The 25,012-nt window shown below is 67.4% G+C and carries 20 protein-coding genes; 5 read left to right on the top strand and 15 right to left on the bottom strand.

What is annotated here, in order from left to right:
- Positions 1-10: 10 nt before the first annotated feature.
- The 11 genes from lysS to J7J08_RS11975 form a co-directional block, all read right to left on the bottom strand.
- Positions 11-1,528, bottom strand: coding sequence for a lysine--tRNA ligase (gene lysS, locus J7J08_RS12025; protein ID WP_214905755.1), 1,518 nt, complete (start codon positions 1,526-1,528; stop codon positions 11-13).
- 96 nt (positions 1,529-1,624) lie between these two features.
- Positions 1,625-2,750 (bottom strand): peptide chain release factor 2 gene (gene prfB / locus J7J08_RS12020; protein WP_214905834.1). Its coding sequence is split into 2 segments (ribosomal slippage): positions 1,625-2,674 and positions 2,676-2,750, totalling 1,125 coding nucleotides; the frame shifts between segments, so codons are not numbered across the junction.
- 439 nt (positions 2,751-3,189) lie between these two features.
- The gene (gene recJ / locus J7J08_RS12015) at positions 3,190-4,854 is read right to left on the bottom strand and encodes a single-stranded-DNA-specific exonuclease RecJ (RefSeq protein ID WP_251006608.1); all 1,665 of its coding nucleotides are present in this window, start codon (positions 4,852-4,854) and stop codon (positions 3,190-3,192) included.
- Positions 4,855-4,982: 128 nt separating this feature from the next.
- On the bottom strand, positions 4,983-5,903 hold the full coding sequence (locus tag J7J08_RS12010) for a phosphoglycerate mutase (protein ID WP_214905748.1): 921 nt from the start codon (positions 5,901-5,903) through the stop codon (positions 4,983-4,985).
- Positions 5,904-5,910: 7 nt separating this feature from the next.
- Positions 5,911-6,375: a transcription elongation factor GreA gene (greA, locus tag J7J08_RS12005; RefSeq protein WP_214905832.1), complete on the bottom strand. Its 465-nt coding sequence runs from the start codon at positions 6,373-6,375 to the stop codon at positions 5,911-5,913.
- Positions 6,376-6,383: 8 nt separating this feature from the next.
- A complete protein-coding gene (carB, locus tag J7J08_RS12000) occupies positions 6,384-9,626 on the bottom strand; it encodes a carbamoyl-phosphate synthase large subunit (protein ID WP_214905745.1) in 3,243 nt (1,080 codons plus the stop codon).
- 69 nt (positions 9,627-9,695) lie between these two features.
- Positions 9,696-10,826 (bottom strand): glutamine-hydrolyzing carbamoyl-phosphate synthase small subunit, encoded by a 1,131-nt coding sequence (carA, locus tag J7J08_RS11995; RefSeq protein WP_214905743.1) that lies wholly within the window; start codon positions 10,824-10,826, stop codon positions 9,696-9,698.
- A gap of 244 nt (positions 10,827-11,070) precedes the next feature.
- Positions 11,071-11,799, bottom strand: coding sequence for a 4-hydroxy-tetrahydrodipicolinate reductase (gene dapB / locus J7J08_RS11990; protein ID WP_214905741.1), 729 nt, complete (start codon positions 11,797-11,799; stop codon positions 11,071-11,073).
- An 87-nt stretch (positions 11,800-11,886) separates the two neighbouring features.
- Positions 11,887-12,144: a DUF6587 family protein gene (locus J7J08_RS11985; protein WP_214905739.1), complete on the bottom strand. Its 258-nt coding sequence runs from the start codon at positions 12,142-12,144 to the stop codon at positions 11,887-11,889.
- The gene (locus J7J08_RS11980) at positions 12,144-14,000 is read right to left on the bottom strand and encodes a ferrous iron transporter B (protein ID WP_214905737.1); all 1,857 of its coding nucleotides are present in this window, start codon (positions 13,998-14,000) and stop codon (positions 12,144-12,146) included. The genes J7J08_RS11985 and J7J08_RS11980 overlap by 1 nt, the downstream gene beginning before the upstream one ends.
- Positions 13,997-14,251 carry a FeoA family protein gene (locus tag J7J08_RS11975; RefSeq protein WP_214905735.1) on the bottom strand — a complete coding sequence of 85 codons (255 nt, stop codon included), beginning with the start codon at positions 14,249-14,251 and terminating at the stop codon, positions 13,997-13,999. Before J7J08_RS11975 ends, J7J08_RS11980 begins: the two co-directional genes overlap by 4 nt.
- Before the next feature lie 118 nt (positions 14,252-14,369).
- Here J7J08_RS11975 and J7J08_RS11970 point away from each other — a divergent pair, with 118 nt between their 5' ends.
- The 5 genes from J7J08_RS11970 to yeiP all read left to right on the top strand — a co-directional run bounded on the left by J7J08_RS11970 (position 14,370) and on the right by yeiP (position 20,254).
- A complete protein-coding gene (locus J7J08_RS11970; RefSeq protein ID WP_214905734.1) occupies positions 14,370-15,158 on the top strand; it encodes an enoyl-CoA hydratase-related protein in 789 nt (262 codons plus the stop codon).
- A 186-nt stretch (positions 15,159-15,344) separates the two neighbouring features.
- Positions 15,345-16,238, top strand: coding sequence for a hydroxymethylglutaryl-CoA lyase (locus J7J08_RS11965; protein WP_214905732.1), 894 nt, complete (start codon positions 15,345-15,347; stop codon positions 16,236-16,238).
- The gene (locus J7J08_RS11960; RefSeq protein WP_214905728.1) at positions 16,235-18,799 is read left to right on the top strand and encodes an EAL domain-containing protein; all 2,565 of its coding nucleotides are present in this window, start codon (positions 16,235-16,237) and stop codon (positions 18,797-18,799) included. The genes J7J08_RS11965 and J7J08_RS11960 overlap by 4 nt, the downstream gene beginning before the upstream one ends.
- Positions 18,800-18,878: 79 nt before the next feature.
- A complete protein-coding gene (locus J7J08_RS11955) occupies positions 18,879-19,649 on the top strand; it encodes an SDR family NAD(P)-dependent oxidoreductase (RefSeq protein WP_214905725.1) in 771 nt (256 codons plus the stop codon).
- Positions 19,650-19,687: 38 nt separating this feature from the next.
- Positions 19,688-20,254 carry an elongation factor P-like protein YeiP gene (yeiP, locus tag J7J08_RS11950; protein WP_214905721.1) on the top strand — a complete coding sequence of 189 codons (567 nt, stop codon included), beginning with the start codon at positions 19,688-19,690 and terminating at the stop codon, positions 20,252-20,254.
- Between the two features lie 150 nt (positions 20,255-20,404).
- Here yeiP and J7J08_RS11945 read toward each other — a convergent pair whose 3' ends face one another.
- The 4 genes from J7J08_RS11945 to J7J08_RS11930 form a co-directional block, all read right to left on the bottom strand.
- Positions 20,405-21,142: an MliC family protein gene (locus J7J08_RS11945; protein ID WP_214905717.1), complete on the bottom strand. Its 738-nt coding sequence runs from the start codon at positions 21,140-21,142 to the stop codon at positions 20,405-20,407.
- 253 nt (positions 21,143-21,395) lie between these two features.
- Positions 21,396-23,192, bottom strand: coding sequence for a DUF4105 domain-containing protein (locus J7J08_RS11940; protein ID WP_214905716.1), 1,797 nt, complete (start codon positions 23,190-23,192; stop codon positions 21,396-21,398).
- On the bottom strand, positions 23,192-23,488 hold the full coding sequence (locus J7J08_RS11935) for a DUF2388 domain-containing protein (RefSeq protein ID WP_214905713.1): 297 nt from the start codon (positions 23,486-23,488) through the stop codon (positions 23,192-23,194). Before J7J08_RS11935 ends, J7J08_RS11940 begins: the two co-directional genes overlap by 1 nt.
- A 62-nt stretch (positions 23,489-23,550) precedes the next feature.
- Complete coding sequence (locus J7J08_RS11930; RefSeq protein WP_214905710.1) at positions 23,551-24,939, bottom strand: FAD-binding oxidoreductase; 1,389 nt, start codon at positions 24,937-24,939, stop codon at positions 23,551-23,553.
- Between the last annotated feature and the right edge of the window lie 73 nt (positions 24,940-25,012).

Here is a 25,012-nt window from a genome sequence, read left to right as displayed (position 1 = left end):
GACCTGCGTCTCAGTTTTCGGGACGCATGTAGGGGAACAGCAGCACATCACGGATCGAGCTGCTGCCGGTGAGCAGCATCACCAGACGGTCGATGCCGATGCCCAGGCCGCCGGTCGGCGCCATACCGTACTCCAGCGCACGGATATAGTCGGCATCGTAGTGCATGGCCTCGTCGTCCCCACCTTCCTTGGCCGTGACCTGGGCCTGGAAGCGTGCCGCCTGGTCTTCGGGGTCGTTCAGCTCGGAGAAGCCGTTGGCCAGCTCCTTGCCGTTGATGAACAGCTCGAAGCGGTCGGTGTAGCCCGGCTGGTCGTCATTGGCCCGGGCCAGCGGCGAGACCTCGACCGGGTGGTCGGTGATGAAGGTCGGCTGCACCAGGGTGTGCTCGACGGTGGCTTCGAAGATCTCCAGCAGCAGCTTGCCCCAGCCGTAGGACGGCTTGACCCGGATCTTCAGGCGCTCGCAATGGCGCAGCAGCGCCTCGCGGTCGGTGCAGTCGGCCAGGCTGATGTCCGGGTTGTGGTGACGCACCGCCTCGTCCATGCGCCAGCGGCGGAACGCCGGGGCCAGGTCGATGGTGGCGCCGTCCCACTCCAGGGTGGTGGTGCCCAGCACCTTGCTGGCCACGTCACGGATCACGCCTTCGGTCAGGTCCATCACTTCGTTGTACGTGGCGTAGGCCTCGTACAGCTCCATCATGGTGAATTCCGGGTTGTGCCGGGTGCTGACGCCTTCATTGCGGAAGTTGCGGTTGATCTCGTACACGCGCTCCAGGCCACCCACGACCAGGCGCTTGAGGTACAGCTCCGGGGCCACCCGCAGGTACAGGTCCAGGTCCAGCGCGTTATGGTGGGTGGTGAACGGCTTGGCCGTGGCGCCGCCGGGGATGTAATGCATCATCGGCGTTTCGACTTCCAGGAAGTCGCGGTTGTCCAGCCAGGCGCGCATGGCACGGATGATCCGCGAGCGCTTGATGAACACCTCGCGCGACTCCGGGGTCACGATCAGGTCAACATAGCGCTGGCGGTAACGCTGCTCCACGTCCGCCAGGCCGTGCCACTTGTCCGGCAGCGGGCGCAGCGACTTGGTCAGCAGGCGGATGCTGCTGGCCTTGACCGACAGCTCGCCGGTCCTGGTCCGGGTCAGCCCGCCTTCGACGGCGATGATGTCGCCCACGTCCCAGCCTTTGAAGGCGGTGTAGGCATCGCCCAGCGTGCTGCCCTGCAGGAACAGCTGGATACGGCCGGATTCGTCCTGGATCTGGGCGAAGCTGGCCTTGCCCATCACCCGCTTGGCCATCAGCCGGCCAGCCATCCTGACCTGGCGGTCGGTGGCTTCCAGCGCCTCGGCGGTCCACTGTTCGGCGTCGGCGAATTCGCCCTGCAGGGTGCCGGCAAAATCCTCACGACGGAAATCGTTCGGGTAGGCGATGCCCTGCCCACGCAGCGCGGTCAGTTTCGCGCGGCGCTCGGCGATGAGGCTGTTCTCGTCGACGGGGGGCTGCGGCGCGGGGATCTGATCGTTCATGGCGTGGGTCTATGTCTGGGGAATATGGACGGGGAATACGAAACCCGGGGCGTGCCGGGGGTGGAGCGGATCGGACCGCGCGCGGCGGCCCGGCCGTCAGGCGTCGAGACGTTTGGAACCGACTTCCAGGCCCGACTTCAGGCTGGCCTCGACGAACTCGTCGAGGTCGCCGTCGAGCACCTTCTGCGTGTCAGAGCGTTCGATACCGGTGCGCAGGTCCTTGATACGGCTCTGGTCGAGCACGTAGTTGCGGATCTGGCTGCCCCAGCCGATGTCGGACTTGGTGGCTTCCACAGCATCGCGTTCGGCGTTGCGCTTCTGGATTTCCAGCTCATACAGCTTGGCGGCCAGCATCTTCATCGCGTTGTCGCGGTTCTGGTGCTGGCTGCGGCCGGTCTGGCAGGCCACGACCGTATTGGTCGGGATGTGCGTGATGCGCACCGCCGATTCGGTCTTGTTGACGTGCTGGCCACCGGCGCCGGACGAACGGTACACGTCGGTACGCAGGTCGGCCGGGTTGATGTCGATTTCAATGTTGTTATCGACTTCCGGCGACACGAACACCGAGGTGAAGCTGGTATGGCGGCGGTTGTCCGAATCGAACGGCGATTTGCGCACCAGGCGGTGCACGCCGGTTTCGGTCTTCAGCCAGCCATAGGCGTAATCGCCTTCCACGCGCAGCGTGGCCGACTTGATGCCGGCAACGTCGCCACCGGACACTTCCATCAGCTCGGTCTTCCAGCCGCGCGATTCGCACCAGCGCAGGTACATGCGCAGCAGGATTTCGGCCCAGTCCTGTGCTTCGGTACCACCGGCGCCGGCCTGGATGTCGACGAACGCCGGGGCGTTGTCCATCTTGCCCGAGAACATGCGCTGGAATTCCAACTGCTCGACGTGCTTCTGGTACTTGTCCAGGTCGGCGACCACGGCCAGGGCGGTATCTTCGTCCTGTTCGCTTTCAGCCAGTTCCAGCAGCTCGCCGGATTCGGCCAGCCCATCGAGGATGGTGGCGATGCCGCCCACCGTCTTTTCCAGGCTGGAACGCTCGCGGCCCAGGGCCTGGGCGTACTCGGCGTTGTTCCAGATATCGGGGTTTTCCAGTTCCCGGGTTACTTCTTCCAGACGCTCTTTCTTGGCGTCGTAGTCAAAGATACCCCCTGAGCGAGAGCACGCGATCGGTGAGATCGGTGATTCGCTGGCGCACGGGATTGAGCTCGATCATATCGGCGGTCATGAAGGCTTGGGACAAGACCGGAATTGTAACGCAGGGACGCCTGTTCATGTTTGGGGGCCGGCGGCCCGACGGCCCCCACTGCGGCATGGCCTGCTGCGGGCCGGCCAACGGCCGGCGCTACCCGCTCGCGCTGTGCATCGCGGTATGTCGTCCACGTCCGGCGGCGTGTCGCCGCCGGGTTATGCCCCCGGTAGCGCCGGCCGTTGGCCGGCCTCCAGGGTCTTTCATCGCACCTCGAATTCGCCCCCCCCTACCTCCTTCCGGCATCCATCCGGATCGTCCTGCGCACGTAACGGTTCGTAGAGCCACGCGCTGCGTGGCTACCGCGCGCAGCGCGGCACAAGCATCCGAAGCCGCATAAACGTGGCGCTCGTTATGGACCCGGCGTTTGGACCCAACCGAAGACATGCAGCAGGGTTCATGACCTCTACACGTCGGCGCAGTGCTCGATGATCAGCTGGATCGCACCGCCGCCCCGGTAATCGTCGCTGACCAGCCGGTAGGCGATATGCACGGTGTTGGCCGGGGCGTTGCCACGCCAGCCGCTGAAGTGGATGGCGTTGATCGGCTCGGCCCGGCCGGGCACGCGCAGGCTCAGCTTGAGGTGTTTCTCTTTCAGCACCTGCCAGCGCGCCACCTGGAACTGGCCATCGAACAGCGGCTCCGGGAAGCCCTGCCCCCACGGGCCGGCCAGGCGCAGCGCTTCGGCATGCGGGAAGTCCAGCTCGGCCGGGGCGAGCTCGCCATCACTCATCAGCAGTTGCTGCAGCGCGGCCGGATCCATGCTCGCTTCAACCACGGACACGAACGCCCGCTGGAATTCCTGAAACCGCGCATACGGCAGGCTCAGGCCGGCCGCCATCGCGTGGCCACCGAACTTGTCGATCAGGCCCGGGTGGGCCGCATTGACCAGCGCCAACGCATCACGGATGTGGAAGCCGGCGATGGAGCGCGCCGAGCCGCGCAGTGAATCGCTGCCGGGCGCGGAAGGCGCAAACGCAATGACCGGCCGGTGCAGCCGATCCTTCATCTTTGAAGCGACCAGGCCTACCACGCCCGGATGCCATTCCGCGTCGAACAGGCAGGCCGCGATCGGGCGCTCGCCTTCGGCCGTCAACACCGCGCGGGATACCGCCCGTTCGGCGTCATCGGTCATCAGCTGCTGCACGGCACGCCGTTCGGCGTTGATCTGCTCCAGCGCCTGCGCGATCTCGCGCGCCTGGCTTCGGTCTTCGGTGAGCAGCAGTTGGATGCCCAGCGCCATGTCTTCCAGCCGGCCGGCTGCGTTCAGGCGGGGGCCGAGGGCGAAGCCGATATCGGTTGCGCTCAGGCGCGCCGGGTCGCGACCACTGGCTTCGATCAGGGCCTGCAGACCAACGCAGCCCTGCCCCGCACGCAGCCTCCGCAGGCCGGCAGAGACCAGTGCCCGGTTGTTGGCATCCAGTGCGACAAGATCGGCCACGGTGCCGACCGCGACCAGGTCCAGCAATGTCAGCAGGTCTGGCTCCGCACCTGCGACAAAGGCGCCCTGCCCGCGCAGGTGCCGCCGCAGCGCCATCAATACATAGAAGATCACCCCGACCCCGGCCAGCGCCTTGCTCGGGAACGCATCGCCGTTGATGTTGGGGTCCACGATGGCATCGGCTGGGGGCAGCCGTTCGCCCGGCAGGTGGTGATCGGTGACCAGCACCTTCCAGCCCAGCGCCTTGGCCGCGGTCACGCCGGCATGGCAGGCAATGCCGTGGTCGACCGTGACCAGCAGCCCCGGCTGCAGCGGTGCCAGTTCGGCCACCAGCGACGGCGACAGGCCGTAGCCGTGCAGCATGCGGTTCGGCACGGCATGCACCACGTCGCGCGCGCCGAGCAGGCGCAGGCCGCGCACGCCGACCGCACAGGCGGTAGCGCCATCGCAGTCGAAATCGCCCACCACCAGGATGCGCTCATCGGCGGCAATGGCGGCCGCCAGCAGGTCCACGGCCGCCTGCATGCTGCCCATCAGCTCCGGGGGATGCAGCTGCGCCAGCTTCGGCTGCGCCTGCGCCGCATCGGTGACGCCGCGCGCGGCGTACAGACGCTGAAGCAGCGGCAGCATGTCGGCGGGCCAATCGCCGAGGGCAGCCGCAGGACGGCGTTGAATCTGGAGGGAGTCAGCAGAGGTCAAGGCGGGCTCGGTAAACAGCGCGAACGCCGGTGGCCACCATGATACGCGCCATCAATCCCTCAGCCCTCGTGCAATTGCACCGGCTTCTTCCAGAACCGCCAGCGCTGGGCCTTGTCCAGCTCGAACCGCGCGCCATCTTCGAAATCCAGCACCAGCCGGCGCAGTTCGCCGCGCTGCAACGCCGACAGCAACGGCCGGATCGCATCGTTGCCCAGCTGCTCCAGCGAGCGCAGCTGGCGCAGATCCACCAAGGCATCCACCTGCTGGTCGCCATCGGCCTGCACGCCGGCGGCCTTGGCCAAGGCCTGCAGCAGCGCATCACGGCTGCGCACCTGCGCATGCGCGGTACGCACTGCCCCGGGCAGCTCACCACCGCCCCAGAACCACAATGAATTGATCGCCCGCTTGCCGGCCGCCAGGCGCTGCACGTTCCACGGATGCTGGTGCAGCACCACCTGCGCCTCGGTCAGCAACGCACGCCAACGGCGCCCGGCATCCCCTTCTGGCAGGTGTGCGAACAGGTCGTCGCCGAGTGCGTCATCGGGCGCGGCGAATGCCGGCAACGTGGTCCCGGGTGGCAGGCGCAGATACCAGCGCGATGGGGTCGGCGCGTCCAGCGTGAATCCATAGCCTGCAAAGAGAGGCTGCAATGCAGGCAGCAATGCCGCCACGTCGTCGGCGTCAAGCCGCAGCGTGTCGCCATGACCCATCATCCGCGCGCCGTGCATGTCCGGCACCACATTGGCCGGATCGGCACGCAGCCACACGCCATCGTGGGCGTCACCGACATCCAGCTGCCGGGTCAGCGCCGCCACCGGCCAATCGGCCGGCTGCAGTTGGAAATGCCGCTGCAGCTGGGCGCGTTCGCCAGCATCAACGCGACTTCGCTCGGCACGGCCGAGCGCCTTGGCCACGTCATCCGGCAGCGCCGCCGCCGGGAAGCGGCTGCGCGCCGGCAGCAACAGGGTTGCCGTGGCCATGGTCAGGTCAGTCCAGGTACTGGACGCTGACGATTTCGTACTCGCGCTGCCCTGCCGGGGCGTCGATCACGATGCTGTCGCCCTCGTTCTTGCCGATCATGGCACGCGCCACCGGGGAGGAAATCGCGATCAGGCCAAGTTTGATGTCGGCCTCCAGGTCGCCCACGATCTGGTAGCGCTTCTCTTCCTCGCTTTCCACATCGGCCAGTTCGACGGTGGCGCCGAACACCACCTTGCTGCCGGCGTTGAGCTTGGTGATGTCGATGATCTCGGCATGCGACAGTTCGCCTTCCAGCTGCTTGATGCGGCCTTCGATGAAGCCCTGCTCTTCGCGCGCGGCGTGGTACTCGGCGTTCTCCTTGAGATCGCCGTGCTCACGCGCCTCGGCGATCGCCGCGATGACCTTGGGGCGCTTGACCGACTTCAGGTGGTCCAGCTCTTCGCGCAGACGCTGCGCGCCCTTCAGGGTGATCGGTGCTCTCATGCGTTCAACTCCTTGTGCAGCTCCTGCAGCGACCAGACGGGGCCGGTGCCGCGGAATTCCAGTGATTGCACCAGCGCCTTGGCGCCGGCAATGGTGGTCGAATAGGTGACGCGGTGCTGCAGCGCTTCGCGACGGATCGAGAACGAATCGTTGATCGCCGCACGACCTTCAGTCGTGTTGACGATATACACGATCTCGCCGTTCTTGATCGAATCGACGATGTGCGGGCGGCCTTCGACGACCTTGTTGACGATCTCGCATTGCATGCCGTGCTGCTGCAGCCACGCGGCAGTGCCACGCGTGGCCACCAGGCTGTAGCCACGTTCCAGCAGCGCCTGGGCGACCGGCAGCACGCGCTTCTTGTCCGGGTCGCGGACCGACACGAATGCCTTGCCCAGCGGCGGCGCCTTGATGCCGCCGGCTTCCTGTGCACGCGCGAAGGCGGCACTGAAGCTGCGGCCCACGCCCATCACCTCGCCGGTGGAGCGCATTTCCGGCCCGAGGATCGGGTCGACGCCCTGGAACTTGGCGAACGGGAAGATCGCTTCCTTCACCGAGTAGTAATCCGGCACGATTTCCTTGGTCGCGCCCTGTTCGGCCAGGGTCTTGCCGGCCATGCAGCGCGCGGCGATCTTGGCCAGCGCCATGCCGGTGGCCTTGGACACGAACGGCACGGTGCGCGAGGCACGCGGGTTCACTTCCAGCAGGTATACGATGTCTTCGCCGTTCTCGCCCGCCTGGATCGCGAACTGGGTGTTCATCAGGCCGACCACGTTCAGGGCCTTGGCCAGTTCCACCACCTGGCGGCGCAGCTCGGCCTGGGTTTCAGCCGACAGCGAATACGGCGGCAGCGAGCAGGACGAATCGCCCGAATGCACGCCGGCTTCCTCGATGTGCTCCATCACGCCGCCGATCAGCACGTTGCCGTCCTTGTCGGCAATGATGTCCACGTCCACTTCCACCGCGTTGTCGAGGAAGCGGTCCAGCAACACCGGAGAATCGTTGGAGACCTTGACCGCGTCACGCACGTAGCGCGCCAGGTCGGACTCGCCGTAGACGATTTCCATCGCGCGGCCGCCCAGCACGTAGCTCGGGCGCACCACCAGCGGGTAGCCGATCTCACGGGCCAGCAGCAGCGCTTCCTGGTCGTTGCGGGCGATCCGGTTCGGCGGCTGCTTCAGGCCCAGCTTGTCCACCAGCTGCTGGAAGCGCTCGCGGTCTTCGGCCAGGTCGATGGAGTCCGGCGAGGTGCCGATCACCGGCACGCCATTGGCTTCCAGCGCGCGCGCCAGCTTCAGCGGGGTCTGCCCGCCGTACTGCACGATCACGCCCTTGGGCTGTTCGAGCTCGACGATTTCCAGCACGTCTTCCAGCGTCAGCGGCTCGAAGTACAGGCGGTCGGAGGTGTCGTAGTCGGTCGAGACGGTTTCCGGGTTGCAGTTGACCATGATGGTTTCGAAGCCATCCTCGCGCAGCGCCAGCGCGGCGTGCACGCAGCAGTAGTCGAACTCGATGCCCTGGCCGATGCGGTTCGGACCGCCGCCCAGGATCATGATCTTGTCGCGGTTGCTGGGCGCCGCTTCGCATTCGTCCTCGTAGGTCGAATACAGGTAGGCGGTGCTGGTGGAGAACTCGGCGGCGCAGGAGTCCACGCGCTTGTACACCGGGCGCACCTTGTGCGCACGGCGCAGCGCGCGCACGGCTGCTTCGTTGGTGCCGGTCAGCTCGGCCAGGCGCGCATCGGAGAAGCCGGCGCGCTTGAGCTTGCGCAGGCGCGCGGCGTCGAGCGCGTCGATGCCTTCAGCGGCCAGCTGGGTTTCGGCCTGGATGATCTCTTCGATCTGGTCCAGGAACCACGGGTCGATGTGCGACAGCGCGAACACCTCTTCCACGCTGAAGCCGGCGCGGAACGCGTCGCCCACGAAGAACAGGCGCTCCGGGCCCGGGGCCTTGAGTTCGCGCTTCAGGGTGGTGATGTCGTCTTCGCTGGCCAGGTCCAGGCCGGTCGGGTCGAGGCCGATCTTGCCGGTTTCCAGGCCACGCAGCGCCTTCTGCAGCGATTCCTGGAAGGTGCGGCCCATCGCCATCACCTCGCCCACCGACTTCATCTGGGTGGTCAGGCGCGCGTCGGCGGCCGGGAACTTCTCGAAGGCGAAGCGCGGGATCTTGGTGACGACGTAGTCGATCGACGGTTCGAACGAGGCCGGGGTCAGGCCGCCGGTGATTTCGTTCTTCAACTCGTCCAGGGTGTACCCCACCGCCAGCTTGGCAGCGACCTTGGCGATCGGGAAGCCAGTGGCCTTGGAGGCCAGCGCCGAGGAACGCGACACGCGCGGGTTCATTTCGATCACGACCACGCGGCCGGTGGTCGGGCTGATGCCGAACTGCACGTTCGAGCCACCGGTATCCACGCCGATCTTGCGTAGCACGGCGATGGAGGCATCGCGCAGGCGCTGGTATTCCTTGTCGGTCAGGGTCTGGGCCGGGGCCACGGTGATCGAGTCACCGGTGTGCACACCCATCGGGTCCAGGTTCTCGATCGAGCAAACGATGATGCAGTTGTCGGCGGTGTCGCGCACCACCTCCATTTCGAATTCCTTCCAGCCCAGCACCGATTCTTCCACCAGCACTTCGGTGGTCGGCGACAGCTCCAGGCCGCGGGTCACGATATCGACCAGCTCTTCGCGGTTGTAGGCGATGCCGCCACCGCTGCCGCCCAGGGTGAAGCTGGGGCGGATGATGGTCGGGTAGCCGACGCGGGTCTGGATCTCGATCGCTTCCTCGACGGTGTGCGCGACCGCGGCGGACGGGCAGTCCAATCCGATCTCACTCATCGCCACGCGGAACAGCTCGCGGTCTTCGGCCATGCGGATCGCATCGCGCTTGGCGCCGATCAGTTCAACGTTGTACTTCTCCAGCACGCCGTGGTCGGCCAGGTCCAGCGCGCAGTTCAGCGCGGTCTGGCCACCCATGGTCGGCAGCAGGGCGTCGGGCTTTTCCTTGGCGATGATCTTTTCGACCGTCTGCCAGTTGATCGGCTCGATGTAGACGGCGTCGGCCATCTCCGGGTCGGTCATGATCGTGGCCGGATTGCTGTTGACCAGCACCACGCGGTACCCCTCGTCACGCAGGGCCTTGCAGGCCTGGGCGCCGGAGTAATCGAACTCGCAGGCCTGGCCGATGACGATCGGGCCGGCACCGATGATGAGGATGGTCTTTAGGTCAGTGCGCTTGGGCATTGTCTTCTCTAAGTCAGTACAGCGTGTCGGGGTGTCGCAGCGCCGCGCCGAAGGCAGCGGCGCCTCGAATCAGGCCTTGGCCTGCGCCATCAGGGCAATGAAGCGGTCGAACAGCGGGCTGACATCGTGCGGGCCCGGCGATGCTTCCGGGTGGCCCTGGAAAGAAAACGCCGGCACGTCGGTGCGGGCGATGCCCTGGTTGGTGCCGTCGAACAGCGAACGGTGGGTCACCCGCAGGGTTGCCGGCAGCGTGGCTTCGTCTACCGCAAAGCCGTGGTTCTGCGAGGTGATCATCACCCGGCCGTCGTCCAGGTCCTGCACCGGGTGGTTGGCACCGTGGTGGCCGTGGCCCATCTTGACCGTCCTGGCACCGGAGGCCAGCGCCAGCAGCTGGTGGCCCAGGCAGATGCCGAACACCGGCACCTTCTTGCCCAGGAACACCTTGATCGCCTCGATGGCGTAGTCGCAGGGTTCCGGGTCGCCCGGGCCGTTGGACAGGAACACGCCGTCCGGGTTCATCGCCAGCACTTCGGCGGCCGGGGTCTGGGCCGGTACCACTGTGATGTCGCAGCCGCGCTCGGCCAGCATACGCAGGATGTTGAGCTTGGCGCCGAAGTCATAGGCCACCACCTTGTACTGCGGGGCGGCGCTGGCGAATGTATTGGAATCCAGGTCGAGCTGGCCCTCGTTCCAGCGGTAGGCCTTCTCGGTGCTGGTCACCTTGGCCAGATCCATGCCCTTCAGGCCGGGGAACTTGCGTGCCGCTTCCAGCGCGATGTCCACGTTGATGTCGTCGCCGGCCATCAGCGCGCCGTTCTGGGCGCCGCGCTCGCGCAGGATGCGGGTCAGCTTGCGGGTGTCGATGCCGGAAATGGCGATCACCCCGCGCTGCAGCAGCCAGTCCTGCAGCGAGACCTGGCTGCGCCAGTTGCTGGGACGGCGCGGCACGTCGCGCACGATCAGACCGGCCGACCACACCTTGCGGGCTTCGTCGTCCTGGTCGGTCATGCCGGTATTGCCGATATGCGGGTAGGTCAGCGTGACCATCTGCCGGGCGTAGGAGGGATCAGTCAGCACTTCCTGGTAACCGGTCATGGCGGTGTTGAACACCACCTCACCGACGGACAGGCCGGGCGCGCCTACGGATTCGCCCTCGAATACGGTGCCGTCTTCGAGGACGAGGATTGCGGCTTGGGTCACGGGAATCTCACTTTGGCTACCGAGGGGTCACCGAAGTCACGCCACGCTTCACGGAAAAGCGGTTGCAAAAAAGCGCGGACTGCGGTGCGGGACCGGTCCGGCTGTCGTGATTCGGCGAGCGGGAATTGTAATGGGAAGGTCACCCGGACGCCAGTGGTTGTGCGTATTCAGCGTTGGGCGGTACAGGTCCGCGAGGACACGCGTAGAGACACGCCATGCGTGTCCCACGTACCCCATGCCTCGTTCAGCTACCCGAACCTGCCAGCAGATCCCGAACCCGATAGCTTCCTGCCACGCGCCCATTCAGCTGAACGGCGGCGAACAGGGCGCCGCGGGCGAAGATGTCGCGGCTGGTGGCACGGTGGGTGAGTTCGATGCGTTCGCCCAGGCCGGTGAACTGGACCAGGTGCTCGCCCACGATGTCGCCGGCGCGCAGGCTGGCGTAGTGCGGCTGCGCCCCGCCCTTCTGGGCGGCGGCACCCAGGGTCAGGGCGGTGCCGGACGGCGCGTCCTGCTTGTGCACATGGTGGGATTCGACGATGTCGCAGTCCCAGCCAGCCAGGGCGGCAGCGGCGCGTTCGACCAGCTCGTCCAGCACGGCCACGCCCAGGCTGAAGTTGGACGCCCACACCAATGGAATGCGAGTAGCCGCCTGGATCAGCGCCTGGCGCTGGGTTTCGCTGATCCCGGTGGTGCCGGATACCAGCCCTGTCCCGCGCTCGACGCACAGGGCCAGGATGGGATCGAAGCCTTCGGGCAGGCTGAAGTCGATGGCGACATCGAACTGCGGTGCGCCGTGGAGTTCACTGGCGGCGAAATGCGGCACGCCCTCGACCACGCGCTGGGCGGGCGAACGACGGGTAACGGCCGCAACGACCTGCAGATCGTCGCGCTCGGCGGCCAGGCGCAGCAGAGCCTGGCCCATGCGACCGGACGCGCCGTGGATGAGCAAACGAAGGGGGGGAGTAGTCATGTTTGAAGGCTAATGGAAAGCCTGTAGAAACGGTAGCGCCGGCCGTTGGCCGGCCCACGCGATCCCAGGGCCGGCCAACGGCCCGCGCTATCGGTGCTGTTTCGGTGGCGTGGGCCCGCAACTGTCGCAACCACCACACGCGCCCCCGCCGCCATTGACCGGCGGCGCGATCCTCCGCCCCAGTGCCTGCACCCATCCGGCCCGCGCCGGCTTCACCAGCCCCAGTGCAATCGCCCCGCGCGCCTTGCGCAAGGTGCCCGGGAACTGCTTCTTCAGCACCACCCACGCACTGGCCAGCACGATCAGCGCGACCACGATGTACTGCAGCAGCAGGCCGGTGCTCATCAGCCACCGCCCAGGGCCACGGTCACCTGGTAGGTGACCAGCGCCGCGATGTAGGCGGCCGCGAACAGGTAGAAGGTGGCAAAGCCAACCTGCTTCCACGAATTGGTTTCGCGTTTGATGGTGGCCAGGGTCGAGATGCACATGGGCGCGTAGATGAACCACACCAGCAGCGACAGCCCGGTGGCCAGCGACCAGCCGTGGGCCACCACCGGGGTCAGGGCCTGGATCGCGGCGTCATCGTCGGCGGCGGACAGGGCGTAGATGGTGGCCAACGAGGATACGGCCACTTCGCGGGCGCCCATGCCCGGGATCAGCGCGATGCAGATCTGCCAGTTGAAGCCCAGCGGCGCGAAGAACACCGCCATCGCGTGGCCGATCTGGCCGGCAAAGCTGTAATCGATGGCCGGGTTGGTCGCGTTCTCCGGCGCGCCGGGGAACGACAGCAGTACCCACAGCAGGATGGTCAGCGAGAGGATGATGCCGCCCACCCGCTTGAGGAAGATCATGCCGCGCTCGTACAGGCCCACGGCCAGGTCGCGCGGGTGCGGAATGCGGTAGGACGGCAGTTCCAGCATCAGCGGATGTTCGCTCTTGTCGCGGCGCCACTTCTTCATCACCCACGACATCGCCAGCGCACTGAAGATGCCGGCGACATACAGAGCGAACAGCACCAGGCCCTGCTGGCTGACGAAGCCCCACAGGGTCTTCTGCGGGATGAACGCACCGATCAGCAATGCGTACACCGGCAGGCGTGCCGAGCAGGTCATCAGCGGCGCCACCAGGATGGTGGCCAGGCGGTCGCGCGGGTCCTGGATGCTGCGGGTGGCCATGATGCCCGGCACCGCGCAGGCAAAGCTGGACAGCAGCGGGATGAACGAACGCCCGGACAGGCCGGCCGAGGCCATCATCCGGTCGAGCAGGAACGCCGCGCGCGGCAGGTAGCCCGATTCCTCAAGCGCCAGGATGAAGGCGAACAGGATCAGGATCTGCGGCAGGAACACCACCACGCCACCAACGCCGGCGATGATGCCGTCGGTGAGCAGGCTGGTCAGCGGGCCTTCGGGCAGCCCTGCGGCAACGACCTCGCCCAACCAGCCGAAGCCGGCTTCGATGCCGTCCATCATCGGCGTGGCCCAGGCAAACACCGCCTGGAAGATCAGGAACATCACCACCACCAGGGTCAGCAGCCCGAACACCGGGTGCAGCAGCCAGCGGTCCAAAGCGTCGTCGATCCCGGCGGTGCGGGTGGGCATGCTCACCGACGCAGCGAGAATGCCGCGCACCTGGGCGTGGTAATCCACCTCGCCGGCCGGGGCAGCCACCGGTGCATCCAGGTGCGGCACCATCGCATCCAGGCGCTCGACCAGTGCGTGTGCACCGTTGCGGCGCACCGCCACCGTTTCCACCACGGGCACGCCCAGCGCCTGCTCCAGCGCGCGCACGTCGATTTCGATGCCACGGCGCTCGGCCGCATCGACCATGTTCAACGCCACGATCATCGGTTTGCCCAGCTCGCGCAGCTCCAGCGCGAAGCGCAGGTGCAGCCGCAGGTTGGTGGCATCGATCACGCACAGCAGCACGTCGGGTGCGGCTTCGCCCGGGTAGAAGCCCCGGCACAGGTCGCGGGTGATCGCCTCATCCAGGCTGGCCGGCTGCAGGCTGTAAGCGCCGGGCAGGTCGAGCACGGCGAACTCGCGCCCCGACGGCGCCCGCAGGCGGCCTTCCTTGCGCTCCACGGTGACGCCGGTGTAGTTGGCGACCTTCTGGCGGCTGCCGGTGAGCTGGTTGAACAGCGCGGTCTTGCCGCTGTTCGGGTTGCCGACCAGGGCAACGCGCAGGGTGGCGGCCGCGCTCATGCGCCTGCCCCGGCTGCAACAGCGGTGATCTCGATGCGGGCCGCTTCGGTACGGCGCAATGCGAAACGGGTGAACCCGACCTGCACCAGCAGCGGCTCGCCGCCGACCGGACCATGGGCTACCAGACGCACATCTTCGCCCTTCACGAACCCCAGTTCCTGGAGGCGGCGGGCGATGGCGTCGTTTGCATGAAGTTCGCGCACCGATTCCACCAGGGCGGAGGCGTGCAGCGGCAGATCGGACAACGTCACAGGTCGCCTTCTCGTCGATAAGAATGGTTATCAATTCTAGCATCGCCGCGCCGCGTCATGGTCCGGGCCCCATGGGCCGCTATGATCCATACATGTATGGAGCAGGCGCAGGCCCCCGATGAGTGACGCTTTACGAATTGAACGCAGCGCGGCCGTGCTGACCCTGTGGCTGAACCGCCCCACCCTGCATAACGCCTTCGATGCCGCGCTGATCGCCCAGCTCACCGCCGCGCTGGATGCGGCCGGGCGCGACGAACAGGTGCGCGCGGTGGTGTTGGCAGCCACCGGGGCCTCGTTCTCGGCCGGTGCCGACATGCAGTGGATGCGCGGCATGGCCGCCGCCAACGAGGAAGACAACCGCCAGGACTCGCTGGCGCTGGCCCGGCTGATGCGGACGCTGGATGAACTGCCCAAGCCGACCATCGCCCGGGTGCATGGCGCGGCGTTCGGCGGTGGGGTCGGCCTGGTCGCCTGCTGCGATATCGCCATTGCCAGCACCACCGCCCGCTTCGGCCTGACCGAGAGCCGGCTGGGCCTGCTGCCGGCGGTGATTTCCCCCTATGTGATCGATGCGATCGGCCCCCGCCAGGCCCGGCGCTGGTTTGCCACCGGTGAGCATTTCGACGCCGACACGGCCCTGCGGATCGGCCTGATCCACCAGCTGATCGAACCTGAACGGATCGACGAAGCGGTCCAGCGCCAGCTGGGCCTGCTCGACAAGGCCGGCCCGATTGCCTCGTCCTCGGCCAAGGAGCTGGTACGGCGGGTGACGGTCGGCCGCGACCGCGACGCGCTGGACCACGACAATGCCGCGCTGATCGCCCGGCTTCGTGTGTCGGAAGAAGGCCAGGAGGGGCTGGGTGCCTTCCTGGATAAACGCGCGCCACATTGGGTTACCCAGGAGTGATCCCCCTGCCGGCCCCCGGTCGGTAGCTGCCGTGTCGGACCCCACCCCGGCCAATGGCCGTTTTGCCGACCATCCCGCGTATCTCCCTGTCGTGGCCCGCCAGGGAATTGCACCGCTACTTTCAGCCAGGACGTTCCGTGATCGCATGTGAGTACCACCCGCTTCCCGCCCGCCCGGAGACCCGTCATGGATGACTTCGTCCGCATCGTCGAGGTCGGTCCGCGCGACGGACTGCAGAACGAAGCCCGGCCGGTGGCCACCGCCGACAAGATCGAGCTGATCCGCCAGCTGTCGCTGACCGGCCTGCGCACCATCGAAGCCACCAGCTTCGTCAGCCCACGCTGGGTGCCGCAGTTGGCCGATGCCGCCGAGGTCTACGCCGGCATCGAACGCCGGCCCGGTATCGATTACCCGGTGCTGGTGCCCAATGAACAGGGCTACGACCGTGCCCGCGCGGTGGGCGTGGAGGAAGTGGCGGTGTTCACCGCCGCGTCGGAAACCTTCAACCGCACCAACACCAATGCCGGCATCGATGAATCGCTGGCCCGCTTCGCGCCGATCCTGGCGCGTGCCGCCCTCGATGGGGTCAAGGTGCGCGGCTATGTGTCCACCGTGCTCGGCTGCCCCTACCAGGGCGAGGTCGCGGTCAGCGAGGTGGTGCGCGTGGCGCGTGCGCTGCACGACATGGGCTGTTACGAAATCTCGCTGGGCGACACCATCGGCGTGGGCACCCCGCGCAAGGCCCGCGCCATGCTGCGCGCGGTGGCCAGTGAAGTGCCGATGGCCGCCCTGGCCGTGCACTTCCACGATACCTACGGCCAGGCGCTGGCCAACATCGATGCGTGCCTGGAAGAAGGGGTGCGCGTGGTCGATTCGGCGGTGTCCGGTGCCGGTGGCTGCCCGTATGCCAAGGGTGCCAGCGGCAACGTGGCCAGCGAGGACGTGGTCTACCTGCTGCACGGCATCGGCATGCGCACCGGCATCGACCTGCCTGCCCTGGCCGCGACCGGCCGCTGGCTGGCCGCACGGCTTGGTCGCGAAACCGGCAGCAAGGCCGGCAAGGCCCTGGCGGCGACATGAACCACCGCCGCCCGCGCAAGGATGCTGCGGTCGGCGATCACCTCGCCGCGCACGTGCATGCGCTGGCCGCCCTGGAACAGGCCCTGGCGCAACCGCCCGGCGAGGACGTGCACGTCCTGCTGCGCGACGTGCAGCAGGCCCTGCAGGAGGCGATGGATGAGCGACAGCTGGCATTGCGCCGCTACGCTGCGCTGTTCGACGCGGTACCCGACCCGGTCAGCATCCTCAGTGAATCGGGGGTCGTGCTGGACCTCAACGAGGCCGGCGTGCGCGCCTACGGACGGACCCGCGCGGACATCATCGGGCAGCCGATCGAGCTGCTGAACCCGGACCTGCCCAGCGACCACCTTGATCCGGTCTGGGAAGCGCTGCGGCGCGGCGAGACCTATGTCATCGAAGTCACCAACATGCGCGGTGACGGCAGCCGCTTTCCGGTGGAGGTGCACTCGGCCGGATTTGAACACCAGGGCGAGCACTGCATCGTGGCGGTGGCGCGCGACCTGAGCAGCCGCTGGCAGGCCGAGTCGCGCTATCGCCTGCTGATGGAATCCATCGACAAGGGCGTGATCCTGTTCGACCGCGATCTGCAGGTGGTATCGGCCAATCCGGCCGCACACCGGATACTGGGCTCGCCGGGCAACGGCGGCAGCGTGCAGGCCCTGCTGGCACCGGAAGACTGGATCAGCGTGGACGAACACGGCCACCTGTTGACCCGCGAGCAGTGGCCGGCCAGCGAAGCGCTGCTGCGCGGCCGCATCATCCGCAGCACCATCGTCGGCCTGTACCACCGTCCGCGCGGACGCATGATCTGGATCTCCACCACCAACGTGCCGGTCTACAGCAATGGCCGCGACTGCCCCGACCACGTGTTCGCGCTGTTCAGCGACATCACCGAACTCAAGCGCAACAACGCCCTGTTCGACCGGGCGCAGTCGCTTGCCCATATTGGTGGATGGGAGTGGGACCGCGGCCTGCGGCGCCTGTACCTGACCGACGAAGCCGCGCGCATTCTCGGCCAGGCGCTGCCATTGCAGGACATGACGCAGCTGATGGAGAGCCTGCGCCTGGACGACCGCGCCCAACTGCAGCAGGCGCTGCAGGACGTGATTGACCGCCAGGTGCCGTTCGAGCTGGAGCTGCAGGGCCAGCGCAGCGACGGCCATTCGTTCTGGGTGCGCATGATCGGCGAGGCCGAGGCCGGCGACGTCAACGCCGCGCGCATTGCCGGCACCGTGCAGGACATCACCTCGCGCAAGCAGGCCGAAGAATCCCTGCGCATCCAGGCGCGCACCGACCCCCTCACCGGGATCATGAACCGCGATGCGGTGCTGACCGACCTGGCCACGCGCATGGGCAACCCCACCCACTGCCGGGTCGCCGTGCTGTACATCGACCTGGACCGGTTCAAGACGGTCAACGACCTGCTCGGCCACAACGCCGGCGACGAGCTGCTGATCGACGCCACCCGGCGCATTTCAACCGCGATCGGCACCGAAGGGCTGGTCGCCCGCTTCGGCGGCGACGAATTCCTGGTGGTGTGCGATACCCGCGACCAGCCCGACCAGCCAGAACGCCTGGCCGAAGCCATCACCCGCGCGTTCTCCACCCCCTTCCGGTTCGGCAGCGACGAGTTCGCGGTCACCACCAGCATCGGCATCGCCCGCGCGCCGCAGGACGGGCTGCGCCCACAGCAGCTGATCCAGAACGCGGACCTCGCCATGTACGACTGCAAGCGGCGCACCCGCAACGGCTGGCAGGTGTTTTCGCCGGAACTGGCGCAGCGCCAGCACGACCGCCTGCAGATCGAAAGCCGCCTGCACCGCGCACTGGACGACGACGAGTTCCATCTGGTCTACCAGCCGCAGGTCAATCTGCACACCGGCCAGATGGTGGCGGCCGAGGCCCTGATCCGGTGGCGCAACGCGCAACTGGGCGAACTGCGCCCGGACGTCTTCATCAGTCACGCCGAAAGCACCGGCGACATCGTCCGCATTGGGCTGTGGGTGCTCAATGAGGCCTGCCGCCAGGTACGCCAATGGCAGGACGCCGGGCTCGGCATCGTCCGGGTGGCGGTCAACGTGTCCTACCGCCAGCTTGTCGGCGAGGACCTGGCCCGCAACGTGCGCCAGGCATTGGACCAGTACGGCCTGCCGGGCAGCGCGCTGGAACTGGAATTCACCGAGCGGGTGCTGATCGAGGACGCGCCGGACACCCTGCACACCTTCGCCCGGCTGCGCGAGATGGGGGTCGTGCTGACCATCGACGACTTCGGCGAAGGCTACAGCGCGCTCAACTACCTACGTCGGTTGCCAATTCATGGGCTCAAGCTCAGCCAGCTGTTCGTCGAAGGCGTGCCGGGCGACCGCTCCGACGTGGCGGTGTGCGAGGCGGTCTGCGGCATCGCCCGCAGCCTGGGCCTGGGCCTGGTCGCCGAAGGCATCGAATCGGAGGTGCAGCGCCAGTTCCTGCACGACATGGGCGTTACCGTGGGCCAGGGCTTCCTGTTTGCGCCGGGCCTGACCCCGGACGAGTTCGCCCGCCGCCTGCCGCCGCGCCGCTGAGCGCCTGCACGCGCTGCACAACGGCGAATGGCCCGGCATCCGCTAGAATCGGCGGCTCTTGAACCCGCGGGATCGTGCAATGCAGCTGTCTTCCGTCCGCGCCGTCGTCACCGGCGGTGTTTCCGGCCTGGGCCTTTCGGTAGCCCAGCACCTGGTCGCCCATGGCGCCAAGGTAGCCCTGTTCGACCTCAATGATGACAAGGGCGCCGCTGCCGTGGCCGAGCTCGGCCCGGCCAACGCCCGCTATTTCAGCACCAATGTCAGCGACGAAGCCGCGGTGTCCGCGCAGATCGACGCCGCGCACGATTTCCTGGGCGGCCTGAATGCCGTGGTCAGCTGCGCCGGCATCCTCGGCGCCGGCCGCGTGCTGGGCAAAGAGGCACCGATGCCGCTGGCCACCTTCCAGAACACGGTGATGGTCAACCTGGTCGGCAGCTTCAACGTGGCCAAGGCCGCCGCCAACCGCATGCAGCACAACACGGCCGGCGACGATGGCGAGCGCGGCGTGATCATCAACACCGCCAGCGTGGCGGCCTATGAAGGCCAGATCGGCCAGGCCGCGTATGCCGCCTCCAAGGGCGGCGTGGTCGGCATGACCCTGCCGATGGCGCGCGAACTGTCGCGCTTCGGCATCCGCGTGATGACCATCGCCCCGGGCATCTTCTGGACCCCGATGGTCGATGGCATGCCGCCGGCCGTGCAGGAATCGCTGGCCGCCTCGATCCCGTTCCCGCCGCGGCTGGGCAAGCCGGACGATTTCGCCGGCCTGGTCGGCCACATCCTGACCAACACCTACCTCAACGGCGAAACCATCCGCCTTGACGGTGCGGTGCGCCTGGCGCCCAAGTAAGCAAGCAACCCTACCTCCCACGAACCGACCTTCATTCCATGAAAGCCAACGACATCAAGAAGGGCAACGTCGTCGAACACAACGGCGGCGTCTACCAGATCCGCGACATCGAACGCAGCTCGCCGCAGGGCCGCGGCGGCAATGTGCGCTTCCGCTTCATCATGTACAGCGTGCCGGGCGGCAACAAGCTGGACGCCAGCTTCGACGCCGACGACAACCTGCCTGAAGTCGAACTGCTGCGCCGCCAATCGACTTACTCATACAAGGATGGCGACGCCTTCGTCTTCCTCGATGATGAGGATTACACGCCGTACACCCTGGATGCCGATGTCATCGGCGATGACGCTGGTTACATCACCGACGGCCTGACCGGCATCTACGTGCAGGTGATCGATGAAACCCCGGTCGCCGTGCAGATGCCGAGCAGCGTGGTGCTGGAAGTGGTCGAAACCCCACCGGAACTCAAGGGCGGCACCGCCACCAAGCGCCCGAAGCCGGCCAAGCTCAGCACCGGCATCGAAATCATGGTGCCCGAGTACATCGCCAACGGCGAGCGCGTGCTGGTCAACACCGCAACCGGCGAATTCGCCGGCCGCGCGGACTGACCGCTGACACCGGATCGTAGAGCCACGCCGCGCCGGATGACCGCTGGGCGCCGTTGCGATGAGCGCGTCGCCACGGTCTGGCCGCAATGGAACGGGGCAGTGCTTGCTGCGTGGCTGCGTGGCTGCGTCCGGTGGAAGCAGATCACGCCATCAAGGGCGCTCGGCCAAGGCCGGCGCCCCGGCGAAATCACCACAGCCGTGGTACTGGCGCGCGCCCACCGTGAGCATCACGGTGGCGCCAAAGCCCTGCCCGCTCATGTCGTCGTGACACACCGTGCGCTGGAAGCTGAGCTTGATGTCGGTACCATCGGCGGCCTTGCCCGACCAGCCATCCTTGCCCTGGGTGGGCGACACCACCTCGAACTTCTGCTCGCCGTACCCGGTCTCCACGCGCAGCACCGGGTTTTCCCCGGCACTGACCTGCGCCAGCCAGCCCGGCTCATTGCCGGTAGCGCGGAACGCGGGCGCTGCATCCGCAGTGACTGCGGCGGCGGCAACCTCGCCCTCCTTGCCCGAGCCCGTGCAGCTGCGGTCAGGCTCGCCCTGGAGTGTCAGGATGCCTTCGGTGGTGCCCTTGGTCCAGAACACGTTGCCCTGGCCGTCGCTGAACTTCGCGCCGGAGGCGGCGGTGTCCGACGCCATCACGAAGGTGCGCCCGCCCACCACCACCGTGGCCGAATCCTGTCCGCGGTAGGTTGCCTGCACGGCCAGATCACCGCACTGGAAGGCGTACACGCGTTCATCGGAGGTCGGTGCTGCCGTCGGCGGCGGCGTTTCGTTGCCGGCCGCGACGGTGTCAGGGCCCGCACTGTCGGCCTGCTGCGCCGGCTGGCATGCCGCCAGGCCGGTGGCGATGGCCAGGCTGAGAATGAAGGGAGATGCGCGCATGTTCGACTCCTTGCCGATGTTCTGATTCAACCGGAGATCCTAGCCCTGCCGGTGTGACCGGGGGTGAAATGCGGTCGCTGCCGCGTCTGGAAAATACGCCCCCCGCGTAGGGACACGCCATGCGTGTCTGCTCTCCGCCCGGCACCGCGCAGACACGCGGCAAGCACTGTCCCGTTCCATTGCGGCCAGACCGTGGCGCGTGGCGACGCGCTCATCGCAACGGCGCCCAGCGGTCATCCGGCGCGGCGTGTCCCTACACCCCTTCGCGCGCCAGCTGACGCATTCGGCTCCCCAGCCGGGCCAGCGTGTCATCAATCGTGACCAGCTCCCGCTGCTGCGCCGCCGGCAACCGCGCACGCATCTGCGCCTGCAACGCCGCCCACGCCGGCACCCCACGTGCGCTGATCTGCTGGGCCGCCTCGGCCGCCACGACACGCTCCTGCAGCGTCGGCAACCCATACCCGTCACCGCCCACCAACCCAGCCGGATTGGCCAGCTGCCCGGCATCGTCCAGCAACGCCAGCAATGCCGCATGCGCCGCATCACCGCCCGCAGCCGAACCGCCCAACGCCCGCTTCAACCCATCGCGCGCCCGCAACTCTTCCCGGTACCGCGCCGCCTGCTCCAACAGCAACAGCGCCGATGTCGCACGCAACCCGCCTCGCTCCGCCCAGGCCGCGCGCTGCGCCGCAGGCAACGCCAACCACCCGGTCACCTGCGTGGTTGGCAGCGCCAGCTCCGCGCGTGCCACATCAAACAGCTGCTGGTAATGCGCCTGCGCCGACGGGAAGTAGTAGCCCAACCGCATTGCCTCGCGTCGATCCTCCAGCACCGCGCCATCGGCACGGCCCTGCCGCTCCAGCCGGCGCAGCAATCCACCGGGGCTCAGCCGGTTCAGCCCGGGATCGGCCCAGCGCGGCACGCCTTCCTGCAGCAGCTTGCCGGTTTCCACCGCGCAGTTGTTGCTGACAAAGCGATACCGCCCGTCATAGCTCCAATGCACCTGGCCCACACGCTCCAGCAGGCTGGCGATGTCGGTTTGATCAAGCGCCAACGGCACCGACTGCAGCCCGCGCAGCTCCAGTTGCGTGTATTCGTTGATCACCTGGTTGAGCGGCAGCACGAACAACCGCGACGGGTACGCCCCTGTAAGCCCACGCCAGCTGGAAATCTGCACATCGCCGACAAACGCACGAAACGACAACACCCGGTGCTCGGCCAGATCCAGCCGGCAATCCGGACCGCGCGGCCTGCCGGGCGCGCAGATCACCAGCCGCAACATGCTGTGGCCCCAGCGGCTCATCAGCTGGTCGTTGCCCTCGGCCAGCAGGTAGTCCACTGCGTACACCCGCTGCGGATCCAACGCCAGCAATGACGCTTCGCCCGGCACATCGCCGGCCTGCACCAGCGCCACGCGCGGATCGCACGCTGCCTGCTGCGGACCCGGGCCGATGCGGTCGGCGAACCACGCCGCCAGCGCCGGGCGACGGCAGGCGTAATCGGCATCGAGCAGGTAGTGCTCGGCATTCACCGCCAGGTACTCGGCCGGGCTGTGGCGCTCGTACGGATCGGGGCTGCGTTCGGTGAACGCGTTCGCCCCCCGGCCCCACCGCCAGGGGTGCTGCTGCCAACCGGCCAGGTCACGCCAGCGGGCGCTGTACGACCAGCGGCCGGCGGCGGCGCGGTCCAGCACGTGGGTCAATTCATGGATCAGCGCCGCCTGCACCGCGCGTGGCAGCGGTTGACCGGGCTGCATCTGGTCCAGCAGGCTGCGCCGCAGGGTGATCGCGCTCTTCCGGGTGCGGCCATGCACCGTATCGGGAAGCTGGTCCGACCACGAGATCGTGACCGGAGCGACGAACCGCGCCTGCCATGACCCAGGCAGCAGCGCAGGCGCCTGCTGCAGCACGAGGTTGGCTTTCGCTCGCTGGCCTGGATCAAGCCCGTCTGCCTGCAACTGAAGCTGCAGGGCGGCATGGGCGGTCGGGACGGCCAGCAACGCCGCCAGGACCGCCGCGCATCGGCGCAGGGCCCGGCGGCGGAGTTGCATCAGCGGGCCAGGAGGGCCTGGGCCAGCTGCATGTCGCTGGCGTCGCGCTGGGCGGCGCCGGTTTCGCGCAGGTGCAGCAGTGCCGCTTCCAGACGTGCGCCACGGATGGCGCCGTCGGTGGCCACGAACGCAGCCGCGTCTTCGCGCGCGTCGACCACCACCTTGTCGTCGTCCGAGCTGGACGAACCGGCCGACGACGCGCCGGAAGCGGAACCGGCCGAGGAACCCGCGAAGCTGGAGGCGAAGGCCGACAGCGGCAGGGCGAGCACGGCAAGGAGCAGGATCGAACGCATCATGAGGGTGTCATTCACGGCAGGAAAAGACAGAGCGTATCGGCTACGTGAAATTCTGTCGCGTGCTACAGATCAAACACCTTGCCGGGATTCAGCAGCCCTTGGGGATCAAACGCACGTTTGACCGCCCTCATCAGCGCGATTTCCTCCGGGCCGCGGGTGCTGTCCAGGTAGCCCTTCTTGACCAGGCCGATGCCATGTTCGGCGGAAATGCTGCCATCGAAGTCCTTCAGCACCTGCGCCAGCAGCTTGGTCACGTGCTCGCACTGCTGCAGGAACCGTGCATCGTCGGTGGCATCGGGCTTGAGCACGTTGATGTGCAGGTTGCCGTCGCCGATGTGCCCGAACCAGACCACGTCGAAATGCGGGTAGGCCTCGCCGATCAGCGCCTGGGTGCGCGCCATGAACGCCGGCATGGCCGAGATCCGCACCGACACATCGTTCTTGTAGGGCTTGTAGCGGGCCACGGCCTCGGTGATGCCCTCGCGCAGGCGCCACAGCTGCGCGGCCTGCGCATCGCTCTGGCTGACCACGCCGTCGCTGACCCAGCCCTGCTCCATGCATGCCTCGAACGCCGCCATGGCCGCCGCTTCCTGGACCTCGTCGCCGGCGGCGAACTCGGTCACCACATAGAACGGATGGACCTCATCGAACGGCGCCTGTGCGCCATGGGCCAGCACGTGTTCCAGCGCCCGGTCGGTGAAGAATTCGAAGGCCTGCAGCTGCATGCGCTCGCGAAATGCAGCGAACACCTGCATCAACACCTCGAACGAGGGCAGCGCCAGCAGCATCACGTTGCTGGCGGGCGGCGGGTCGGTGAGCTTGAGCGTGGCTTCCACGATCACGCCGAGCGTGCCCTCGGAGGCGATCAGCAGCTGGCGGAAGTCGTAGCCGCTGGAATTCTTGATCAGCCCCCTGTTCAGCTCCAGCAGCTCGCCACTGGCGGTGACCACCTTCAGGCCGGCAATCCACTCGCGGGTGTTGCCGTAGCGGATCACCCGGATCCCGCCGGCATTGGTGGCGATGTTGCCGCCGATCGAGCAGGAGCCGCGTGCGGCGAAGTCGACCGGATAGATCAACCCGTGCTCGAGCGCTGCGTTGTGGACCGCTTCCAGCGCCATGCCGGCCTGCACGGTGAGCGTGCGGTCCACCGCATCGAAGGCCAGCGGCTTGTTCATCCGCTCCATGCTGAGCACCAGCTCGCCGTTGGCCGCGACCGCACCGCCGCTCAGACCGGTGCGGCCACCGGACGGCACCACGGCCACGTTCTGGGCGCTGGCCCAGCGCAGGATGGCCTGCACCTGCTCCACGCTGGCCGGCAGCGCGATGGCCAGCGGCGCCGGGGTCCAGCGCCGGGTCCAGTCGCGCCCGTAATGTTCCAGCTCGGCCGGCTCGGTGGTGAGCCGCAGCCCGGGGCAGTCCTGCAACAGCGAATCAAGGCGTGGATCGGTCATGTGAACAAGGGAGCCAGGACAATCCAAAAGGGTAACGCACGCAGGGAACGGTGTCGCCGTTCCCACCGTCGCT

The sequence above is a fragment of the Stenotrophomonas sp. ISL-67 genome, from assembly GCF_018612915.1.
In the GTDB taxonomy this organism is placed as follows: Bacteria; Pseudomonadota; Gammaproteobacteria; order Xanthomonadales; family Xanthomonadaceae; genus Stenotrophomonas.
Note: the sequence above shows the minus strand (reverse complement) of the source record. Positions and strands in the feature narration are given on the sequence as shown.

Bases quoted from the DNA above. Each gene is read 5' to 3' on its own strand.
- lysS (WP_214905755.1), bottom strand. From the start codon at position 1,528: ATGAACGATCAGATCCCCGCGCCGCAGCCCCCCGTCGACGAGAACAGC.
- recJ (WP_251006608.1), bottom strand. From the start codon at position 4,854: ATGCTGCCGCTGCTTCAGCGTCTGTACGCCGCGCGCGGCGTCACCGAT.
- J7J08_RS12010 (WP_214905748.1), bottom strand. From the start codon at position 5,903: ATGGCCACGGCAACCCTGTTGCTGCCGGCGCGCAGCCGCTTCCCGGCG.
- carB (WP_214905745.1), bottom strand. From the start codon at position 9,626: ATGCCCAAGCGCACTGACCTAAAGACCATCCTCATCATCGGTGCCGGC.
- dapB (WP_214905741.1), bottom strand. From the start codon at position 11,799: ATGACTACTCCCCCCCTTCGTTTGCTCATCCACGGCGCGTCCGGTCGC.
- J7J08_RS11985 (WP_214905739.1), bottom strand. From the start codon at position 12,144: ATGAGCACCGGCCTGCTGCTGCAGTACATCGTGGTCGCGCTGATCGTG.
- J7J08_RS11980 (WP_214905737.1), bottom strand. From the start codon at position 14,000: ATGAGCGCGGCCGCCACCCTGCGCGTTGCCCTGGTCGGCAACCCGAAC.
- J7J08_RS11970 (WP_214905734.1), top strand. From the start codon at position 14,370: ATGAGTGACGCTTTACGAATTGAACGCAGCGCGGCCGTGCTGACCCTG.
- J7J08_RS11965 (WP_214905732.1), top strand. From the start codon at position 15,345: ATGGATGACTTCGTCCGCATCGTCGAGGTCGGTCCGCGCGACGGACTG.
- J7J08_RS11960 (WP_214905728.1), top strand. From the start codon at position 16,235: ATGAACCACCGCCGCCCGCGCAAGGATGCTGCGGTCGGCGATCACCTC.
- J7J08_RS11955 (WP_214905725.1), top strand. From the start codon at position 18,879: ATGCAGCTGTCTTCCGTCCGCGCCGTCGTCACCGGCGGTGTTTCCGGC.
- yeiP (WP_214905721.1), top strand. From the start codon at position 19,688: ATGAAAGCCAACGACATCAAGAAGGGCAACGTCGTCGAACACAACGGC.
- J7J08_RS11945 (WP_214905717.1), bottom strand. From the start codon at position 21,142: ATGCGCGCATCTCCCTTCATTCTCAGCCTGGCCATCGCCACCGGCCTG.
- J7J08_RS11940 (WP_214905716.1), bottom strand. From the start codon at position 23,192: ATGCAACTCCGCCGCCGGGCCCTGCGCCGATGCGCGGCGGTCCTGGCG.
- J7J08_RS11935 (WP_214905713.1), bottom strand. From the start codon at position 23,488: ATGATGCGTTCGATCCTGCTCCTTGCCGTGCTCGCCCTGCCGCTGTCG.
- J7J08_RS11930 (WP_214905710.1), bottom strand. From the start codon at position 24,939: ATGACCGATCCACGCCTTGATTCGCTGTTGCAGGACTGCCCCGGGCTG.